This is a genomic window from Longimicrobium sp., from assembly GCF_036280135.1.
In the GTDB taxonomy this organism is placed as follows: Bacteria; Gemmatimonadota; Gemmatimonadetes; order Longimicrobiales; family Longimicrobiaceae; genus Longimicrobium.
Map to the genome: position 1 here is coordinate 1 of NZ_DASURI010000941.1, position 18,579 is coordinate 18,579.

14 protein-coding genes are annotated in these 18,579 nt (G+C 72.0%); 4 read left to right on the top strand and 10 right to left on the bottom strand.

Annotated elements, in window-relative coordinates; genetic code table 11:
• Positions 1–151: 151 nt before the first annotated feature.
• Positions 152–1,273, bottom strand: a complete 1,122-nt coding sequence (gene pstS, locus VFZ20_RS30285) for a phosphate ABC transporter substrate-binding protein PstS (protein WP_329687705.1) — start codon at positions 1,271–1,273, stop codon at positions 152–154.
• Positions 1,274–1,522: 249 nt separating this feature from the next.
• On the opposite strand from pstS, the gene VFZ20_RS30290 reads away from it, so the two are divergent.
• Both VFZ20_RS30290 and VFZ20_RS30295 read left to right on the top strand, forming a co-directional pair.
• Positions 1,523–2,134, top strand: a complete 612-nt coding sequence (locus VFZ20_RS30290) for a DUF47 domain-containing protein (protein WP_329687706.1) — start codon at positions 1,523–1,525, stop codon at positions 2,132–2,134.
• 7 nt (positions 2,135–2,141) lie between these two features.
• A complete protein-coding gene (locus VFZ20_RS30295) occupies positions 2,142–3,179 on the top strand; it encodes an inorganic phosphate transporter (RefSeq protein WP_329687707.1) in 1,038 nt (345 codons plus the stop codon).
• 829 nt (positions 3,180–4,008) lie between these two features.
• On the opposite strand, the gene VFZ20_RS30300 is transcribed toward VFZ20_RS30295, so the two are convergent.
• From VFZ20_RS30300 to VFZ20_RS30320, 5 genes are all read right to left on the bottom strand, one after another.
• Positions 4,009–4,332 (bottom strand): hypothetical protein, encoded by a 324-nt coding sequence (locus tag VFZ20_RS30300; protein ID WP_329687708.1) that lies wholly within the window; start codon positions 4,330–4,332, stop codon positions 4,009–4,011.
• Positions 4,333–4,356: 24 nt separating this feature from the next.
• Positions 4,357–4,872, bottom strand: coding sequence for a hypothetical protein (locus tag VFZ20_RS30305; RefSeq protein WP_329687709.1), 516 nt, complete (start codon positions 4,870–4,872; stop codon positions 4,357–4,359).
• Between the two features lie 103 nt (positions 4,873–4,975).
• Positions 4,976–6,535, bottom strand: coding sequence for a hypothetical protein (locus tag VFZ20_RS30310; RefSeq protein ID WP_329687710.1), 1,560 nt, complete (start codon positions 6,533–6,535; stop codon positions 4,976–4,978).
• A 113-nt stretch (positions 6,536–6,648) separates the two neighbouring features.
• Positions 6,649–9,507, bottom strand: coding sequence for a TonB-dependent receptor (locus VFZ20_RS30315; RefSeq protein ID WP_329687711.1), 2,859 nt, complete (start codon positions 9,505–9,507; stop codon positions 6,649–6,651).
• 259 nt (positions 9,508–9,766) lie between these two features.
• Positions 9,767–10,714 carry a hypothetical protein gene (locus VFZ20_RS30320; protein WP_329687712.1) on the bottom strand — a complete coding sequence of 316 codons (948 nt, stop codon included), beginning with the start codon at positions 10,712–10,714 and terminating at the stop codon, positions 9,767–9,769.
• Between the two features lie 404 nt (positions 10,715–11,118).
• Here VFZ20_RS30320 and VFZ20_RS30325 point away from each other — a divergent pair, with 404 nt between their 5' ends.
• Positions 11,119–12,042, top strand: coding sequence for a zinc dependent phospholipase C family protein (locus VFZ20_RS30325; protein ID WP_329687713.1), 924 nt, complete (start codon positions 11,119–11,121; stop codon positions 12,040–12,042).
• A gap of 124 nt (positions 12,043–12,166) precedes the next feature.
• On the opposite strand, the gene VFZ20_RS30330 is transcribed toward VFZ20_RS30325, so the two are convergent.
• Together VFZ20_RS30330 and VFZ20_RS30335 are read right to left on the bottom strand one after the other, a co-directional pair.
• Entirely contained in the window at positions 12,167–12,379 is a 213-nt protein-coding gene (locus VFZ20_RS30330) for a hypothetical protein (protein ID WP_329687714.1), read from the bottom strand.
• Between the two features lie 429 nt (positions 12,380–12,808).
• A complete protein-coding gene (locus VFZ20_RS30335; protein ID WP_329687715.1) occupies positions 12,809–12,946 on the bottom strand; it encodes a hypothetical protein in 138 nt (45 codons plus the stop codon).
• A gap of 291 nt (positions 12,947–13,237) precedes the next feature.
• On the opposite strand from VFZ20_RS30335, the gene VFZ20_RS30340 reads away from it, so the two are divergent.
• Positions 13,238–15,028 carry a methyl-accepting chemotaxis protein gene (locus tag VFZ20_RS30340; protein WP_329687716.1) on the top strand — a complete coding sequence of 597 codons (1,791 nt, stop codon included), beginning with the start codon at positions 13,238–13,240 and terminating at the stop codon, positions 15,026–15,028.
• A 465-nt stretch (positions 15,029–15,493) separates the two neighbouring features.
• Here the strand turns inward: VFZ20_RS30340 and VFZ20_RS30345 are convergent, their stop codons facing one another.
• Both VFZ20_RS30345 and VFZ20_RS30350 read right to left on the bottom strand, forming a co-directional pair.
• Complete coding sequence (locus VFZ20_RS30345) at positions 15,494–16,585, bottom strand: porin (protein ID WP_329687717.1); 1,092 nt, start codon at positions 16,583–16,585, stop codon at positions 15,494–15,496.
• A 143-nt stretch (positions 16,586–16,728) separates the two neighbouring features.
• Complete coding sequence (locus VFZ20_RS30350; protein WP_329687718.1) at positions 16,729–18,546, bottom strand: sensor histidine kinase; 1,818 nt, start codon at positions 18,544–18,546, stop codon at positions 16,729–16,731.
• Positions 18,547–18,579: the final 33 nt, after the last annotated feature.

Consider the following 18,579-nt stretch of genomic DNA (forward strand, 5'->3'; position numbering starts at 1 on the left):
TCGCCGTCGCGCGCCGGGCTTTCACTGCCAACCCCTCCCCCGAAGTTGGAGGAGGGGTCGCTCGGCAAGCCGCGAGGAACGAGCGGCGGCCGAGCGGGGGAGAGGGCCCCCCGCCGCGCAGCGGCGGGTTTTCCCTCAGCCCTTCATCCCGTCACCCCGGCCCCACCGCCTGCCGGTCCGCCCCGCAGGTGACCTTGCCCATGTGCGCCATCACCTGGCCGCGCACGTCCTCGGGCAGGGGCGCGTAGTGCATCGTCCGCGCGAAGTCGCCGCCCTGCGTGAGCGACCAGCGGACCAGGCCCGCCAGCGCCCGCGCCTTGCCGCAGTCCTCCATGTGCGGGGGCACCAGCAGGTACGTCCACGCCGAGATGGGGTAGGTCTGCGCGCCGGGCAGGTTCACCAGCGACACGCGAAAGTCCGGGTGCTGCTGCAGCTGCGTGCCCAGGTTGGCCGCCGCGGCCGCCGTGGCCTCGATGGACGGCTGCACGAACTGCCCGTCCGCGTTGCGCAGCGACGCCGTGGGCAGGTTGCCCTCGCGGGCGTACGCCAGCTCCACGTAGCCCACGGCGCCCGGCGTCTGCTTGACGGCGCCCGTGACGCCCTCGTTGCCCTTGCCGCCCAGCCCCTTGGGCCAGTTCACGCTCTTGCCCGCGCCCACGGAACCGCGCCACTCCGGGCTCACGGCCGACAGGTACTCGGTAAAGATGTACGTCGTCCCGCTGCCGTCCGTGCGGTGCACGGGGATCACGTCCGTGGCCGGCAGGCTCACGCCGGGGTTGAGCGCCGCGATGGCCGGGTCGTTCCACCGGGCGATGCGGCCCGCGAAGATCCCCGCCAGCGTGGCCCCGTCCAGCCGCAGGGGCTGCTGCAGCCCGGGCAGGTTGTACGCGACCGTCACGGCGCCCAGCACCGTGGGCACGTGCAGCATGCCCGGCGCCTTGGCCATCTCCTCGTCGTTCATGGGCGCGTCGCTGGCGCCGAAGTCCACCGTGCCCTCCGTCACCTGGCGAATACCGCCGCCGGAGCCGATGGGCTGGTAGTTCACGCGGACCGGGTTGCCCTTGCCGTACTCGCTGAACCACTTCTGGTAGATGGGGTTGGGGAACGTGGCCCCCGCGCCCAGGAGGGTGGTGGTGCCGCCCTTGCCGGCCCCGTCCGCCTGCCTGGCCATGTCGGCCGGGGACGATCCGCCCCCGCCGCTGTCGCCGCCGCCGCACGCCGCCAGGAGGGCCGCCGCCACGGCGGGCACCACACCACGAAACACTCGGGTCATCGTGTAAGATTCTCGTTCGGGACAGTCACCGGTTCCGTAACGGCCCCGAACCTAGACAGCCCGTGTAACGCGACCGTAACAGTTGGTGCATGGAGACTTGTAACGCAGCCGTAACAGTTGTAACATGCCGCCGTGCCGAAACCGCATCCCCGCGTGGCGTATCCCATGCGGCACCGGGACGCGGGTGCGGCGCGCGGTTCCCGGCCCCCCGGCCGGCGCCGTTACAATCCAATGCGTTTGGAGGACGACGTGGGCCTGATTCCGCGTGACGAGAAGTTCTTTCCCATGTTCAACGACGTCGCCCGGATCCTGTGCGAAAGCGCGGACCTGGTGGCGCAGATCTTCGCGCAGCCGTCGCGGCTGGACGAGCTGGCGGCCAAGGTAAAGGACCTGGAGCACCAGGCCGACGAGATCACGCACGACGTGATCGTGCGCATTGACCGCAGCTTCGTGACGCCGCTGGACCGCGAGGACATTCACCTGCTCACCAGCCGGCTGGACGACGTGATCGACCTGCTGGACGGCACGGTGCGGCGGGCGCAGATGTTCCACGTGCGCGAGGCCCCGCCCCACGCGGCGCGCCTGGCGGACGTGCTCAAGCGGGCGGCCAACCTGATCGAGACGGCCGTGCGCAACATGAAGAAGCCCAAGAACATGCTGGACCACACGGCCGGCATGAAGAAGCTGGAGGAAGAGGGCGACGCCATCTACGCCGAGGCCGTGGGCGAGCTGTTCGCCGGCAGCCCCGACCCGCTGCAGGTCATCAAGTGGATGGAGCTGTACGACAAGCTGGAGGAGGCCATCGACCAGTGCGACAACGTGTCGAACGTGCTGGAAAGCATCGCGCTCAAGAACGGGTGACCCTCCAGTGATCACCTACGTGGTGCTGATCGTGGTGGTGGCCTTTGCGTTCGACTTCATCAACGGCTTCCACGACTCGGCCAACTCCATCGCCACGGTGGTCGGCACGCGGGTGCTGAGCCCCGTGGCCGCCGTGTGCTGGGCGGCGTTCTTCAACTTCGTGGCCCTGTTCACCGTGGGCACGGCCGTGGCCAAGGCCATCGGCAAGGGGATGATCGACCTGGAGGTGGTCACCCCCACGGTCATCCTGGGCGGGCTGCTGGGGGCCATCATCTGGAACCTGCTCACCTGGTTCTGGGGGCTACCCAGCAGCTCGTCGCACGCGCTCATCGGCGGCTACGCGGGGTCGGCGGTGGCGGCGGCGGGGATGGGCGCCATCGAGTGGGGCACCAAGTGGATCCAGACGCTCGCGTTCATCGTGCTGTCGCCCATGATCGGCATGTTCCTGGGCTTCACGCTCATGGTGATCGTGATGTGGATCTTTCACCGCGTGCCCCGCGGCAAGGTGGACCGCTTTTTCCGCGTGTCGCAGCTGGCCAGTTCGGCCCTGTTCTCGCTTTCGCACGGGGCCAACGACGCGCAAAAGACGATGGGCATCATCGTCTCGCTGCTGTTCTCCGTCCGCCCGCTCTTCGAGCAGCAGACGGGGTGGCTGCACGCGTTCTACGTCCCCACCACGGACCACATCCCGTTCTGGATCGAGGTGTGCGCGTACTCGGCGCTGTCGATGGGCACGCTGTTCGGCGGGTGGCGGATCGTGCACACCATGGGGTCGCGCATCACGCGGCTGCGCCCCGTGGGCGGCTTCTGCGCCGAGACGGGCGGCGCGCTGAGCATCCTGCTGGCCACCAAGTTCGGCATTCCCGTGAGCACCACGCACACCATCACGGGCAGCATCGTGGGCGTGGGTGCGACGAATCGCCTGTCGGCCGTGCGGTGGGGCGTGGCGGGGCGCATCGTGTGGGCCTGGGTGCTCACGATCCCCGCCGCGGCGCTCATGGCCGCGCTGAGCTACGTGGTGCTGTCGCAGTTCGCGCCCACCTGAGGACGGTACGAGGGTACGCGGTACGAAGGTACGGAACGGCGGCCCCGCTGGATGATCTCCAGCGGGGCCGATGTGTTTTCCGCAAATGCCGAACGCGTCATCCGGAAAGGGGTTCAGACTCGCGCCTGTGATGCGTCATCCTGAGGGAGCGCCGCGCATAACCTGAATGCGCGCGGAGCCTTGGCGCGACCGAAGGATCTTGTGTGCGAGACTCGGAGGCAGATCCCGCGCATGAGCGTCGCCTCCGAGCTTCGCGGGCAAGATCCTTCGTCGCCGCCAGGGATCACGCACGGATCAAGTCCGCGCGGCGGCTCCTCAGGATGACGCATCTCGCGGGGACTCGCGTCCAGGTATCTGGATCCCCAACACGCGTCATCCGGACCTCCTCGACCGTCGCTCCCGCGCGCTCACCCCGTCCCGAGCGCGGGCTGCCTTTTCCCGATCGCGATCAGGTGGATGATGCGCCCGGTCGATACCTCGCCCGGCGCCACCATCCCTGCCCCTCCGAGAAAACGCGGATGCCGTCCCCTCGCCGAAAGCGCCCCCTCTACCAAGGGACGCCGTCCTCCTGCTGGTTCCTCCGGTCCGCGACCGACCGTCGCACTCGCAGAGATACTGCTCTTTCAACCTCCCCCAGGGGTTATTGGGGGAGGTGGGCGAGCTCCGCGAGCCCGGAGGGGGCGCACCGCGCGCTGCCCGCTAGCATCGAGAAGCCCCGTCCGGCGAATTGCCGGGCGGGGCTTCAAACGTCGTGCATCGGGTGAGAATCCGCCCGCCGTTGCAGGCTATTCCCTATTCCCTATTCCCTATTCCCTGCCGTTCCGCCGTCTCACCGGCTGCTCGGCACGAAGCCGAGATCCTCGCGGTCGGGGCAGACGAACAGCGTGTCCTCGCTGCTCAAAAGGGGCGCCTGGGCCGCCGTGCCAATCGTGTTTTCCATCGTCGTCTTTCCTGTGTCTTGAATCGTCTGGACGCATGATCGCGCGCCCATGCCTCCAGGCGCCCGCTGTCCCGTCACGATCGCGTAACGTTGATCGGCCAACGTACAGGGCAACTCGCGGACCAGCGGAAACACACGGCGTCCCGCACCCTCGCGATCCACCGAAACGACGGCGGCCGGACCACGCGCGGGGCGGATCCGGCCGATGTCCATCCTCCGTCCAGTAACCGACGGGCGTCAGTCGATCTCGACGTAGCGGATGACCTTATACGTGCCGTTCATCCGCACCACGCGGTCAAACGGGCTGAGCTCGAATGAGCGGCCCTGGGCCACGTCCGTCACCGTGACGGAGCAGCCGCGCAGCACCTGGAACGGACCGTACGCCTCCACGTCACCCGTGCAGCGCGCCCCGTCGAAGCGCACGTTTCGCCCGCGGAACGAGGCCGTCCACTCGCCCACGGCGCCCGCGTTGCGCATCTGGATGTTCTCCCACGCGAACGCCGTCGCCCCGGCGGAGGTGTCCTGCCGGGCGATGGGAAAGTGCGGCCACAGCACCTGGTTGTGCTCGTGCTCCGTCGTCCGCAGGGCCTCCAGGGCGGCCGTGTCGCCGGCCGCCAGCGCCGTCACCACCGCGCGGCCCAGCGCCTCCACGGACGGCGCCCCGCCGCTCAGCCCGGGCTGCGCCGCGTCCGCGCCGCGCCCGCATCCTGCCAGCACGGCGGCCAGCATCGCCGCCATCATCGTCCGTCTCATCCGCTCCCGCATGGGTCGTGGTTCATCGGCTCCGCCCCGTCATGCACTGCGGGGGCGGGAGAGGCCAGGCTCTCCCGCCCCCGGAGCGTGACCGCGCGAAAGATCAGTTGCGCGCGAAGGTCGTCCAGCCCTGGTACCACGGGGTGCCCGTCGGCGCCACGGCGCCCACGTAGTCCACCGCCGTGAAGAAGGCGTCGCCCGCGGGCACCGCCGCCGCGCCCGCCACCGCCGCCGCCGAGACCGGCGTGAAGTTGGGGGCGTCCAGGTTGATGGCCGCCGCGTTCAGCGGGTTGGTCCCGGCCACCGTCATCCCCCACCCCGCCGCGCCGCGGCAGGTGGCCTCGAAGGCGTCGGCGTCGGCGTCGTCCGTCACGCCGTTGCCAAAGAGGATGGTGTTGGAGACCATCAGCGTGCCGGCCGTGCAGTTGTCGGCCGTGATCTGGTCGTCGATGTCCAGCGCCGCGTTCCACCCCGTGAGGATGGCGTTGTACAGCTTGCCGCGCGTGCCGCGGCGCAGGTGCAGGCCCGCCGCCGTGAGGTTGCTCGCGCCCCGGCCCGAGCGGCCGATGAGCGTGACGTTGTAGATCATGGGGTCCGTGAACGGCGTGGCCGTGAAGGTGGTCTCGTTGTTGTCCACCTCGAAGCCCTTGTCGCCGCGCGTGGTGTCCGTCTGCGCGATCCAGAACTGCCCCTTGCCCTGCCAGCCCGTGCTGTAGTCGAACTGGTCGTCGTCCGCGCCCGTGACCAGGGCGTACTTGACGTTGACCGTGCCCCCGAACCACTCGATGCCGTCGTCGTTGCCAAAGTGGATCTGCACGTTCTCGATGACGGTCTTGCTGCCCACGCCGTTGAGCGTGAGGCCGTTGAGCTCGTTGTTGGGGCTCACCTCGAAGCCGGCGTACTCGATGCGCACGTAGCGCAGCACGCCGCTGCTGTCGGCCGGCACGCTGCCGCCATAGGTGCCCGAGCTGCCCTCGCCGGAGCAGGGGAGGGTGAAGTTGCAGTTGCTGCGGCCGTTGATCACCACGCCGCCCCAGTCACCACGGGCGCGGCGGCCGGCGGGCTTCTGGCTCGTGAAGACGATGGGCTCCGCGGCCGTGCCGTTGGCGATGATGCGCGCGCCGCGGCGGATGACGAGCGCCGACGGCCGGGCGATGGTGTCGCCCACGAGCTTCGTGCCCGCGGGGATGGTGAGCACGGCGCCCGAGTCCACCGTCACCGTGCCGCTGATGACGTACACGGTGTCCTTGCTGAGCGTGCGCGTGCCGTTGGCGGCCACCGGCGTGAGGTTGGCCTGCTTGATCCCCACCGTGAGCGTGGCCGGGGCGCTGTTGCCCGACTGCTCGCCGCTGCGGCGCGCCACCACCACGTACGTGTAGGTGTTGCCCGGCGTGACGGTGTCGCTGTAGGTGGTGCCCGTGACGCCCGTGGCGATGGCCGACAGCTGGGTGTTGCGGGTCACGTTGCTGCGCTGCACGTCGTACGTCTCGGCCCCGGTAACGGCGCCCCACGTCACGACGGCGTTGGTGCCGTTGTAGCTGGCCGCCACGCTGCCGGGCGCGCCCAGCGGCGGATCGGTGTCGTTGTTCCCGTCCTCGCAGGCCGCCGCGCCGCCGGCCAGCACGAGGGCGAGCGCCAGGTGGCCGAGGTTGCTCAGTCGCATCGTCATCTCCTCAGGGGTGTTTTTTTGAAGCGTGCCGCGTGTGTGTCCCGGAGGCGGGCGGGGTGCCGGAGCGGTTCTCCGTGCCCTGCCCCTCCGTCAATCCGGCGCGTGTCTCACGGCTCCCACGACAGGCCCAGCGAGAACGCCCGTCCAAGGTCGTACTGCCGTGTGACGACTTTGTCTCCGTTGGGGAACGACTGTGTGAAACGTACCTGGTCGCCCAGCAGGCGGGTGCCCGACAGCTTGAGGGCGATGCCGCGGGGCAGCGCCTGCTCCAGCGTAAAGTCAAGCTGCGTGCGGCCTTCCTCGTACACGTCGGGCAGGTCCAGCCCGCCGAACGCGTCCAGCCGGCGGCCAAAGCGGTTGAAGAGGACCGTGGCCGTGCTCCCCGTCCGCGCGTGGTCCCAGGTGAGCCCCGCGTTCACCACGTACGGCGACTGGCCAAAGAGGGGGCGCGACGCGCTGCTCCCCGCGATCACGGCGGGCTCCAGCGGCTGGTCGAAGCGGAACACCCGGGCGTCGCCCGCCGTGACGGACGAGTGCACCAGCGTGACGTTGGTGTTGAGCGACAGCTCCTGCAGCGCGGGCGACAGGCGGCCCAGGTTGCCGCGCAGCTCCAGCTCCGTGCCGTACAGCTCCGCCTGGTCGGCGTTGGCGTAGGTGAGCGCCGGGTTGGTGCCCAGCACCAGCGCCAGGGGCTCGATGGGCGCGTCGAAGCGCTTGTAGAAGCCGCTGACGGCCAGCACCGACCCGCTGCCCAGGAACCACTCCCAGCGCAGGTCCGTGTTCAGGATGCGGGTGCGCTCCAGGTACGGGTTGCCCACGAGCGTCTGGCCGCCGAAGTAATCGGCGTACAGGTACGGCGCCAGCTCGCGGAACTGCGGGCGGGCCACCGTCTGCGACACGGCCGCGCGGACGTTCATGTCGGCCGTGGCCTGCCAGGTGAGGTTCACCCCGGGCAGGATGTCGGTGTTCTCCAGCTGCGCCGCCGGGTACTCCGCCAGGGTGAGGCCCAGGGGATTGGCCGGCGTCACCTCCATGGTGGCCGACTCGATGCGGGCGCCGCCGGCCAGGCGCAGGCGCGGCAGGATCTCGGCGTCCACCATGGCGTAGCCGGCCCACACGCGGAACGAGGCGTCGTAGTTGTCGCCGGCGAAGGTGGCCTCGCTCAGGCTGAGCTGGCCGGCGCCGTCGCCGATGTGGTCGGCCGTGAAGAGCTGCGTGGGCGAAAGGGCCTGGTCCGCCGCCGAGAGCGACTGCGCGCCCAGGCGAATGCGGCGGGCGTACACGCCGCGGTCGCGCAGGTCCGCCTGCCCGCCGAAGCCAAAGGTGGCCGTGCTGCCCAGGAAGGGCACGGGCAGCTTGAGGTCCACGCCGGGGTTCCAGGCGTTGTCGCTCAGGTCCTGGTGCAGCAGCAGGCCGCTTTCCGTGCGCGAAAAGGCGAACAGGCGCGGCGCGTCCTCTTCCGAGGCCGTGTAGATGGCCGTGCGGGTGCCGGGCTCCAGCCGGCCGGCGTACGAGTACGCCATGCGCCACTTGAAGCTCAGGTCGCCCAGGCCGGCCATGAAGTGCTCGCCCCGCAGCTGCGTGCTGGCCAGCGTGTTCTCCACGTAGCGCACGCGGTACTGGTCCACGTACGGACCCACGTTCTGGTACGTACCCGAGAGCACGCGGGCCTCCGTCTCGGCCAGGCGGTTGTAGACCACCGTGCCCGTGACGCGGTCCGTGCCGTTGATGCGCATGCTGGCGTTGAACAGCGCGCCCAGCGTGGCCTCGCGGGCCGTGGCCGTGGCGGCGAAGTCGGCCTGCTCCACGGGCGCGTCGCCGCTGATGGCGAAGATGCGCTCGGCGCGGTCCTCCGGCTGCGACACGCCGCTGCTCCACGACAGCGTGCCCACCACGCCCAGCGGGCGGCCCAGCACGTTCACCTCGTTGCCGTACGCCAGGCCAAAGCCGCCGTTGAAGGGCACGTCGGCGTCGCCGGGGCCCCAGGGCGCGGCCGTGAGGTCGCGGACGAGGGCCGCGCGGGCGGACGGGTCGGCCGGCAGGCCGTTGGCGGGCGCGTTGCGGTGGATGCCGGCGGGCAGGCCGCGGGCGCCGTCGTCGAAGCCCAGGAAGCCGCCGCCCCCGTAGGTGAGCCCCGGCTGCCCCGTGGCGCCCTGCACGAAGCCGAACGTGGAGCTGGCGCGCAGCACGCGCTCCGTGGGCGCGCTGCGGGTCTCGATCTGCACCAGGCCGCCCGCGTAGTCGCCGGGCTGGTCGGGGGAGTAGGTCTTGGCCGTCACCACGCTCTCCAGCAGCGCGGTGGGGATGATGTCCAGGGGCACCGCCTTGCGGTCGGGGATGGGCGACGGGAGCGACGCGCCGTTCAGCGTCGTCTGCCCGTAGCGCTCGCCCAGGCCGCGCACGTACACGTACTTGCCGTCCACGACGGACACGCCCGGCACGCGGCGCACGGCCGCGGCGGCATCGCCGTCGGGCGTCTGGCTGATCTGGTCCGCCCCGATGGCGTCCTGCACGGTGGCGGCGTTGCGGCGGTCGCTCAGCAGGGCGCCCGTGCTGCCCCGCTCGGCCTCGGCCGTGACGGTGACGCCCTCGAGGAGGAGCGCCGCGCCGGCCAGCGACAGGTCCAGCGTGGCGGTGCCGCCGGCGGTCACCGTCACGCCCGTGACGGTCTTGGTGCTGTATCCCAGGGCCGTGGCCGTGACGGTGTGGCTGCCCGCGGGCACGCCGGCCAGGGTGTAGCGGCCCTGCACGTCGGTGGAGGTGCGCAGCTGCGTGCCCTGCACGGCCACCTGCCCCGCGACCACCGGCTCGCCCTGCGGGTTCACCACGCGGCCGGCAATGCGGCCCGCCTGGGCGGCCAGCGGCGTGGCGAGGGTGAACAGGGCCAGCAGCGCCAGCGCGAGCACGGCGCGCGGTCCGCCCGCGCGCCGGGTGCCGGGACCGTCCGGTCGGTGAGAAGGTCTCACGGAAGGGCCTCGTCTTCTTGGATCGGGTGATGTCATCCGTTTGGTCCGCCCATGCGGACGCGGAAAACATCCCCGGATTGCGTCACGGCCCCACCGCCCGCGCCGTCGCGCTTGTGTCACGAATCACCCGCGCCGCCGTGACGATCCCGGCCTCCGTGTAACGAGTTCGCCTCCCGGGCACCCGTTTTTCCCAGCAAACACGAGGGCGGCCGGATTGTCTCCGGCCGCCCTCGTCCCATTGTGCTTGCGTAACGCCGCGTCACGTGATGGTGGTCGTGACCAGCATGGCCGTCATCCCGCCGTCGCCGTCGTCCCCGCCGGAGGGCGGGCGCGGCACGGGGGCAAAGGCGCCGCCCGTGCGCGCGTGGGCGTCCACGCCCCGCATCATCTGGTCGAGCAGCTCGGTGAACTTGCGCAGCGAGTGGCGGTAGATGGCGCGCACGCCCACGGCCGTCATGCCGCCCAGCGCCACGGCGCCGCCCAGCACGGGGAGCGCGATGATGCCGCCCGCCAGCCCCGCCGCCGCGGCCACGCCCACGCCGCCCCCGGCGCCCAGCCCGCCCATGAGCCCCGTGAGCCACCCGGCCGCCTTGAAGTTGCGGCGCACGCTGCGGGTGAGCCCGGCGCTGGCCACCAGCTCGCACGCCCCCGCGCGGCCGGGCACGGGACGCAGCATGACCTGCAGCTGCTTTACGTCCACGGCCATGGCGTGGTACGCGAACGGCCCCATGCTGGTGGACGTGTACTGGGGGATGTCGAACACCAGGATGCCGCCGTCCAGGGGGTCGCCCGTGACGTCGCGCAGGGCCAGGTTCCAGGGGTTGCCCACCAGCACGCGCTGCATGGCCGCGTACACCTGGGCGGCGGGGCGGTCCACCACGCGGGCCACCTCCACCGTGCGGTGCGCCACGCCCAGGTAGGCCGTGGCGGCGCTTTCGCCCGCGGGAGAAAGCGGCTGCTCGGTGCCGCCGCCCGCCTCGGCCACGGCCAGGGCCACGAACTCGGGCGCGATGCCCGCTTCCACGGCGGCGGCGCGCACCTCGTCCAGGGTAAAGTCCTGGGGATGGGGATCGGCGGACGCGCCGCCCACCGCCAGGGCACGGGAGCGCTCCTCCAGCCGCTGCGCCGCCTGGGCCTGCAGCTGCGCCGCGCGCCGCCACACCTCCGCCGCGCGCTCGGGAGAAAGGGTGCCCTCGGGTTCCGTCATCGTCTGCTTCTCTCCTTGATCGTTCATGGTTCCGCACGGCCGTACGGAGCGAAAACACGGCCTTGCGCAACGGATTCGCCACCAGCTCGTAACGCCGCGGAACGGCATTTCTCACGCAGAGCCGCAGAGGACGCGGAGTACCTCATCCCCTGCCCGGGCTGGACTCCGCGCGCGACGTCCGGCTCGCGCAGCGCTTCTCACACGGTGTCAACGGTAACAGCAACGGCGTTTGCTCCATAGTCCCCATCGCCTGATTGCAGACGGAAGGGGGCTCGTGTGCGCCGCAACGGGCGCGGGGCCAAACGGGTGCGTGCCCGTTACGCGATGGTGGGGCGGCGGAAAACGGACGGCGGCAGGATTCGGGACGTCGCGACGCAGCCCGCATCCACCCACCGCACCCAGCCATGCCCGGACCCGCGCTGCACCACCTTCTCGCCGGCCGCGTGTACGCGCGCTGGCAGGCCGCGCCCATCCACGCGCCGTTCGAGCCGTCTCCCGGGACGCGCGCGGCCCTGCTGCACGGCGCGCTTGGTCCCGACATGGGCTACTTTCCCGGCGCGGACCCGCTGCTGGCCGAGCTGGCGCACCACGCGCGCACGGGCGCCTTTTGCCGCGCGCTGGTGGACGAGGCCGAGACGGACGAAGAGCGCGCGTTCGCGTGGGGATGGGTCACGCACGTGCTGGCGGACGTCGCCATCCACCCGCTCATCAACGACGCGTGCGGCGAGCTGGTGCTGGGCCGCCGGACGCCGCTCTGGGGCGCGGAGGTGGCCCTGGAGCACCTGCGCGTGGAGACGGGACTGGACGCGGCCGTCCACGCGCGGCACCCGGCGCTGGACGCCGCGATTCCCGCGCTGGACCCGTCCGTCTTCGCGGGCGTGCGGCGCGCCTACCTGCGCACGTTCGGCGCGGCGCCGCCGGCGGATGCGCTGGTGCACGCGCATCGCCGCGTGGCCCTGCTGCTGGGGCCGCACGCGCGGCTGCGCGGCCTGGCCGCACACGCGGTGGCGGGTGGCGGCGTGGCGTCACGGCTGGCGCGGGCGGGGCTGCGCACGGCCGCCCTGCTCAGCGCGCGGGGCTCGCACGCCGAGGCGCTGTTCTCGCCCGTGGCGCCGCCCGCGTGGCTGATGGCGGAGGTGGAGGGGATCATGGACGGCTTCCCGGACTGGTTCGATGCGCACTACGCGTCGGAGCTGCGCTTTCTCCGCGACCACTGCCTGGACACGGGCGAGATCCACGATCCCGATCCGCCCTGCGCCCGCGGCGCCCTGGCGGCGCTGTATGCGTTGTCGGGGTTCGAGGCGAAGGCGGAGCTCGCGGCGGCGTAACGCGGGGAGAGAGGGAAATAAGGAACAGGGAATAGGGAATAGCCTGCAACTGCGGAAAAGCGGCGAGGGGCAGAGAACCGGTCCGGTTCCCTGCCCCTCCGTCGTCCATCCGCCGCGGATTTGCCTATGCGGCACGCCGGGCGGCGTAGCCTTCGATCAGCAGTTCCCGCGCGCGTTCGCGCACCAGCTCGCGCTCCGTCGCGGGGACGCGGTAGGCGGCCGCGAACCGGCGAAAGTCGTTGGCTCCGTGCGCCGGCCCGCGGTACCATCGGCCGGCGAACTGCCGCGCCCAGAACTCTGTGCTCTCGTCGTGCCCCGCTCTATCCCGCATCGCCATCGTCCCCTCCTCGCGTCGTCGTCTCGGATCGGCCAGAACCACGGCTCGACGATCGCGGGCCCGGAGCACGGTCGGGTAACGCCCGCGTCGGCTTTCCGCACCGGCTCGCGAACGGCCGCCGTGACGACGCGGGAGGACCCTTGTCATCCTGAGTCATTTGGCGCTGCGCGCACCCTGCGGGATGAAAGTCGCCGCCGTCCAACCTCCCCCAGCAGTTTTGGGGGAGGTGGGCGAGCTCCGCGAGCCCGGAGGGGGCGTTCGCGCAGGGCACGCCTCCACGCACGATCTCAGCCTTGGCTTTCTATTCAGTCATTCGGCGTTGCGCGCATCCTTCGGGATGAAAGCAGTAGTCCAACCTCCCCCAGGATTTTTGGGGGAGGTGGGCGAGCTCCGCGAGCCCGGAGGGGGCGCTCGCGCCGGACCAGCCGGTCACCGCCGAAAGCCGCGCCACCCGCAGCCGATGCAGCGCATCCGCTTGAGGTCGGGGATCAGCATCCGCAGGGGACGAAGCCAGAGGGGGAACGGAACGCGGTCCGTGAGGGCGCCGCAGCGGGGGCACTTGCGCATGATCGAGGTCCGGATAGAGGGGAAAACACGGCGCGGGGAACGATGACGGGCTTGCGCCACGGCAGGGCAACGGCGCGGTAGAGGATGGGCATCGCCACGGGGCGGGCGCGGCGGCGACGCAACCGTTACCGAGGCGAGACGGGCGGCGTCTTTCGCCGCGACGGGCGCGCGCCAGCTTTACGCATCCTCCGTTCACATCTCGGAGAGCGCCCCCGCCGCGCGCAGGGGGTCCCGATCCACGCGGCGCACCCGGCGGACGGGCGCGCCGCTTTCGCAGTCCCGATGCCACACATGACCGATCGACCCGCCCCCCGCCTGCCCCTGGGCCTGGCGCGGCTGGGCATCCGCGGCCGGCTGGCCGTCCTGGTCGCCGTCGCCACGCTCGCCACCCTGGCCGTGGGCCTCACGGGGCTGCTGGCCGTGCGCTCCGCGCTGGACCAGGTGCACGCCGCCGCGCTGGAAGGCGACGCCGTCACCCGCGCCAACGACGCCGCCCGCAGCGCGCAGGTGCACTTCAAGAAGCAGGTGCAGGAGTGGAAGAACGTCCTGCTCCGCGGCTTTGACCCCGCCCTCTTTGCCCGCTACCTCGGCGGCTTCAACGACGAGGAGGCCGCCGTGCGCGGCGACCTGCTGCGCCTGCGCCGGATGCACGCGGCCACGCCGGAGATCCGCGCGCGCATCGACTCGCTCCTCGTCGTCCACTCCACCCTGGGCGAGCGGTACCGGGCCGCCCTGGCGCAGTACGACCGGGCGGATCCCCTGGCCCACCGCCGCGTGGACGCCGCCGCGCGCGGCATTGACCGGGCGCCCACGGACGACATGGACTCGCTCGTGGTCCACATCCAGCGCGCGGGGCAGGCGCGGCTGGTGGACGCGGACCGGCGCTCGCGCGAGCTGATGTGGCAGATGCTGGCCGGCATCGCCGTGCTGCTGGTGGCGGGGACGGCGCTGGCGCTCTGGCTCTCCGGGCGCATCGTGGACGGCATCGCCCGCCCCCTGCGCGGCCTTACGCGCGGCGCCGAGCAGGTGGCCACCGGCGACCTGCGCCACGACGTGGGGGCCGACGGCGCGGACGAGCTGGCGCGCCTGGGCCGCGCGTTCGACCGGATGACGGGCGAGCTGCGCGGCGTCATCGGCCCGCTCGCGGAGACCAGCGCCCGGTTGGGAACGGCCAGCGGCACCCTCACCGGCATCGCGGGCGAAACGGGCGCCGCCGCGCGCGAGTTGCAGGAGGTGATCGGGCAGATCGCCGCCGGCGCCGGCCACCAGGCGGACGCCGCGCAACGCACGGTGACGGTCGTGGCGGGGCTGGCGCAGGGCGTCCGGCAGGTGTCGGCCGACGCCGAGGCCGTGGAGCGCGACGCCCAGGCCACGCGCGAGGCCGCACGGCGGGGCGGCGCCGTGGTCGGCGCGGCCGTGGACGGCATGCTGGAGATCCGCCAGGCGGCCCTGAGCGGCGCGGGGCAGATCGAGGCGCTGGCCGCCCAGTCCGAGCAGGTGGACGAGTTCGTCCGCGTGATCTCGGCCATCGCCGCGCAGACCAACCTGCTGGCGCTCAACGCCGCCATCGAGGCGGCCCGCGCGGGCGAGCACGGCCGCGGGTTCGCCGTCGTGGCCGAGGAGGTGCGCAAGCTGGCGTCGCGGTCGTCGGAGAGCGCCGCGCGCACGGCGGAGCTGGTGGGCGGCATGCGCGGCTCCATCACCGAGGCCGTTTCGGCGATGCGGACGCGCAGCGAGGCCGTCCGGCAGCGCACGGAGATGGCCCGCGAAGCGGGGGATGCGCTCCAGGACATCCTTCAGGCCGTGGAGCGCGCCCACGAGCAGATCCGCGGCATCGCCGGGCAGGCGCGGCGGATGGCGGCCGAGATCCCCGTCGTGGCCGAGATGGTGGATGCCGTGGCCAACACGGCCGAGGAGAACGCCGCCAGCGCGGAGCAGATGGCATCCATGAGCGACCAGCTGCTGGGCGCCGTGGACCGCATCTCCCGCATCGCCGGCAGCAACGGTCACGCGGGCGACACCGCCTCGCTCGCCGGCTCCGCGTCGCTCATGCAGACGCTGGTGGGGCGGTTCACTGTCTGACGGCGGGCGGGCGGGGAGCGACGGCGGACGGTCGGATTGACGGGGCGGCGGGGCGGCGGATTGACGGATAGGGCTCTGCGCGGAGGCGGAGAACCCGTCGCTGCGCGACGGGGGGCCCTCTCCCCCGCCGCCTGCGCCGCTCGTTCCTCGCGGCTCGGTGGCGACCCCTCCCCCAACTTCGGGGGAGGGGTTGGCGCACGGGCGAGTTCATGCACCATGGCAAACGCGCGTCAGCGCGGGTCTCCTCTCTCCGCGAGGAACGAGCGGGGAGAGGCCGGGAGAGGGGCGGGTCGCTGCCGGCGCGATCCATCCGAATACCCACGCCGAAGTTTCTCCCTTCCCCCATGCCGTCTATGGGGGAAGGGTCGGGGATGGGGGGCGCCCGCCCCGCGCCGGCCCCCTCCGTTCCGCAGCGGATCCCTTCCTCCCTCTTTGCCGCCCTGCCCTCCCGCGACGAATCCGCCCCTAGAACGCCAGCTGGAACAGCACCTTCGCGCTGTGCACCGTCTCGCCGTCCGCCTGGGGGTTCCACACGTCCCAGTTGAGGGCGATGCGGTTCAATCCGCCCAGCCACAGGTTCACGCCTGGCGTGATGAGCGTGCCGCCCGTGCCGTCGATCTCCGCCTCGTCGTCCACGTCCGGATCACCGTAGCTCACGCGCAGCAGCGGCTCCACGGCGCTGATGGCGCTGGACACGCGCGCCGTGCGGTATCCCACCCACCCCTGCGCCCCCAGGAACTCCGCCCCCGCGAACGGATCGAAGTCCCCCGTGGACACCTCGCCGATCACGTGCAGCCCGCCGCGGTCCGAGCCCAGCTCCACGTCCGCCTCCCACGCCTGCCCCTCGCGCGTGCGCAGCGTCTCGTCGTCCGCCGTGCGCACGTGGTCCAGCCGGCTCCACCCGGCGCCCACCCGCACGTTGGGCACGGGGTGCACGGCCACGCGCGCCACGCCCTGCCACGTTTCCTCGTGCGGCGCCGTCGTGGCGGCCGGCCCGTTGAAGAAGCCCACGGCGTAGGAGAGCCCCAGGGGGGCATTCCGCGGCTCGCCCCGCAGCTGCAGGCCCACGTCGCGCTCGGAGTAGTTCAGGAACGAGATGAGGTTGTACTGGTCGTACGAATCGGCATTGGCCACGCCGCGGATGTGCACGCCGCGCTCGATGGGCAGCATGCGCGCCGAGCTGATGGGCGTGATGATGCCGAACGGCCGGTGCGCCTGCCCCGCCCACAGCTGCAGCCCCGGGTCGAAGTTGAAGCGCACGTACGCGTCGCGCAGGGCCACGCGGCTGCCGGCGTACTCCGGCTGGATCTTGCCCTGCACGAACCGGCCGAAGTACAGGTTGGCCTCCAGCCGCACGCGCCGCAGCTCCGTCCGCGCCACCGGCTCGTCGTCCACCGACGTCGTGTTGAAGATGGTCTGCACCCGCCCCCCAAAGGTCATGCGGATGCTGGAGTCCGGCGTGGCGATGGAGAGTCCCTGTCCGGCGGCCGGGGCGGCCGCCGCGAGGGCGAGGAGGGCGGACGCAACGGCGAGGAGACGGCCGGTCGGAGCGGACATGGGCGGGTGTGCGCTGGGTTCGTCGTGCGGCCCGCCGGCCCCGGTGGACGGCGGAGACGCGCGAGAATACAACGAACAACCTATGGCGCAATCACCAACCCGTCACGCAATTGTAACAGACCACGATTCGGTCACGGTGGATGTCACGAGACCGACTCCTCAACGGGGGGGACGGGCTCGTCGGCCGGGGCGGAATCGGCGTCCTCCGGCATGGGGAGGGTAAAGCGGATGGCGGTGCCGCGACCCAGCTGGCTTTCCGCCTGGATGGTGCCGCCGTGCCCCTCCACCAGGTGCTTGACGATGGCCAGCCCCAGCCCCGTGCCGCCCTCCTCGCGGGACCGCGCCGTATCTGCCCGATAGAAGCGCTCGAAGATGCGCGGCAGGTGCGCGGACGGGATCCCCGCCCCGTTGTCGCGCACGGCGATCTCCACCCATCCCTCCCCGGGCGCGGCGGATGTCCCCGGCTCCGGCCCGTCGACGAGGCGCGCCCCCACCTCCACCCGCCCGCCCTCGGGGATGTAGCGGAGCGAGTTGCCCACCAGGTTGCTCAGGATCTGCCGCAGGGCGGACGGGTCCGCGTCCACGAACTCGCACTCGTGGGGGACGTCGATCACCAGCTGCGCGTTCTTCTTTCGCGCCGCGGCCGAGAGCGCGTCCCACGCCTCGCCCGTGATCTCGGGGATGGAGACGATCTCCGGCTGCACGCGCCAGCCGCCCGTCTCGATGCGGGAAAGATCGAGAAGGTCGTCCACGATGCGCTGCAGCCGGTCCGCGTTGGCCTTGACCGTCTCCGTGAACTGCTGGCGCAGCGGCGGCGGCAGCTCGGGGTCCAGCAGCGTCTCGGCGAAGCCGCGGATGGCCGTGAGGGGTGTCTTGAGCTCGTGCGACGCGTTGGCCACGAAGTCGCGGCGCACGTCCTCCAGCCGGCGCAGGGCGCTCACGTCCAGGAACACCATCACGGCGCCACCCGTGGGAAGGGGCTGCGCGGTGGCGAGCAGGTAGCGGCCCTCCTGGGCCAGCTCCGTGGGCGGCACGGGCGCGCCGTCCAGGGCGCGGCGCACCAGCTCCACGAACGCCTGCCGCCGCGTTACCTCCTGCGGTGAAAGCCCGTGCGGGTCGCCGCTGAGGCCAAAGATGCGCTTGGCGGCGGGGTTGGCGCGCTGCACGCGGCCCCGCGCGTCCACGGCGATGACGGCCTCGGCCATGCCGTCGAAGAGGGCCTGCATCTCCGCGCGCTCGCCCTCCAGCTGTCCCAGGCGGCGCTGCAGCTCGGCCGCCAGCGTGTCGAGCGCGTCGGCCAGCTCGCCCACCTCGTCGCGGTGGGGGGTGCGGGCGCGCAGCGTCAGGTCGCCGCCGGCCATGGCGCGCGCCGTCTGGGCGATCTGCCGCAGGGGCCGCGTGACGGCGCGGCTGAACCACAGCGACATCACGCCCGTGAGCACCAGGGCGATGATGCCGACGGTGAAGATGCCGCGCTGCACCCGGCGCACGGTGCCGTACACCTCGCTCAGGGGCACGGCCAGGCGCAGCACGCGGCCGCCGTGCGCGGGCACGGCCATGTACAGCTCCGCCGCGCCCACGGAGGTGCTCACGCGCACGGCGCGCCCCAGCCGTCCGGCGAGTGCCGCGCGGATCTCGGGCCGGTTGCCGTGGTTCTCCAGCCCGGACAGGAGCGAGTCCGGCACCTCGCTGTCGCCGATGACGGTGCCGTCGTGCTCGATGAGGGTCACGCGGCGGCCGGAGGTGGTGCCCAGCCAGTCGGCGACGGAGTCGGGCTGGGAGGCGAGGTGCGACTCGTGGAGGGAGCGGGCCAGCATGAGCTCGCGGCGCAGGTCGTCGGCCTGCATGCGGATGAGGTTGCGCCGCAGCGTGGTGCCCACCCCCAGCGTGAGCGCCGCCACCACGGCGAGGATCACGGCCAGGTAGGTGAGGAACAGCTTCTGGTCTGCGCGCAGGCTCATGAGGGGCAAGTGCGAAAGTGCGAAAGTGCGAAA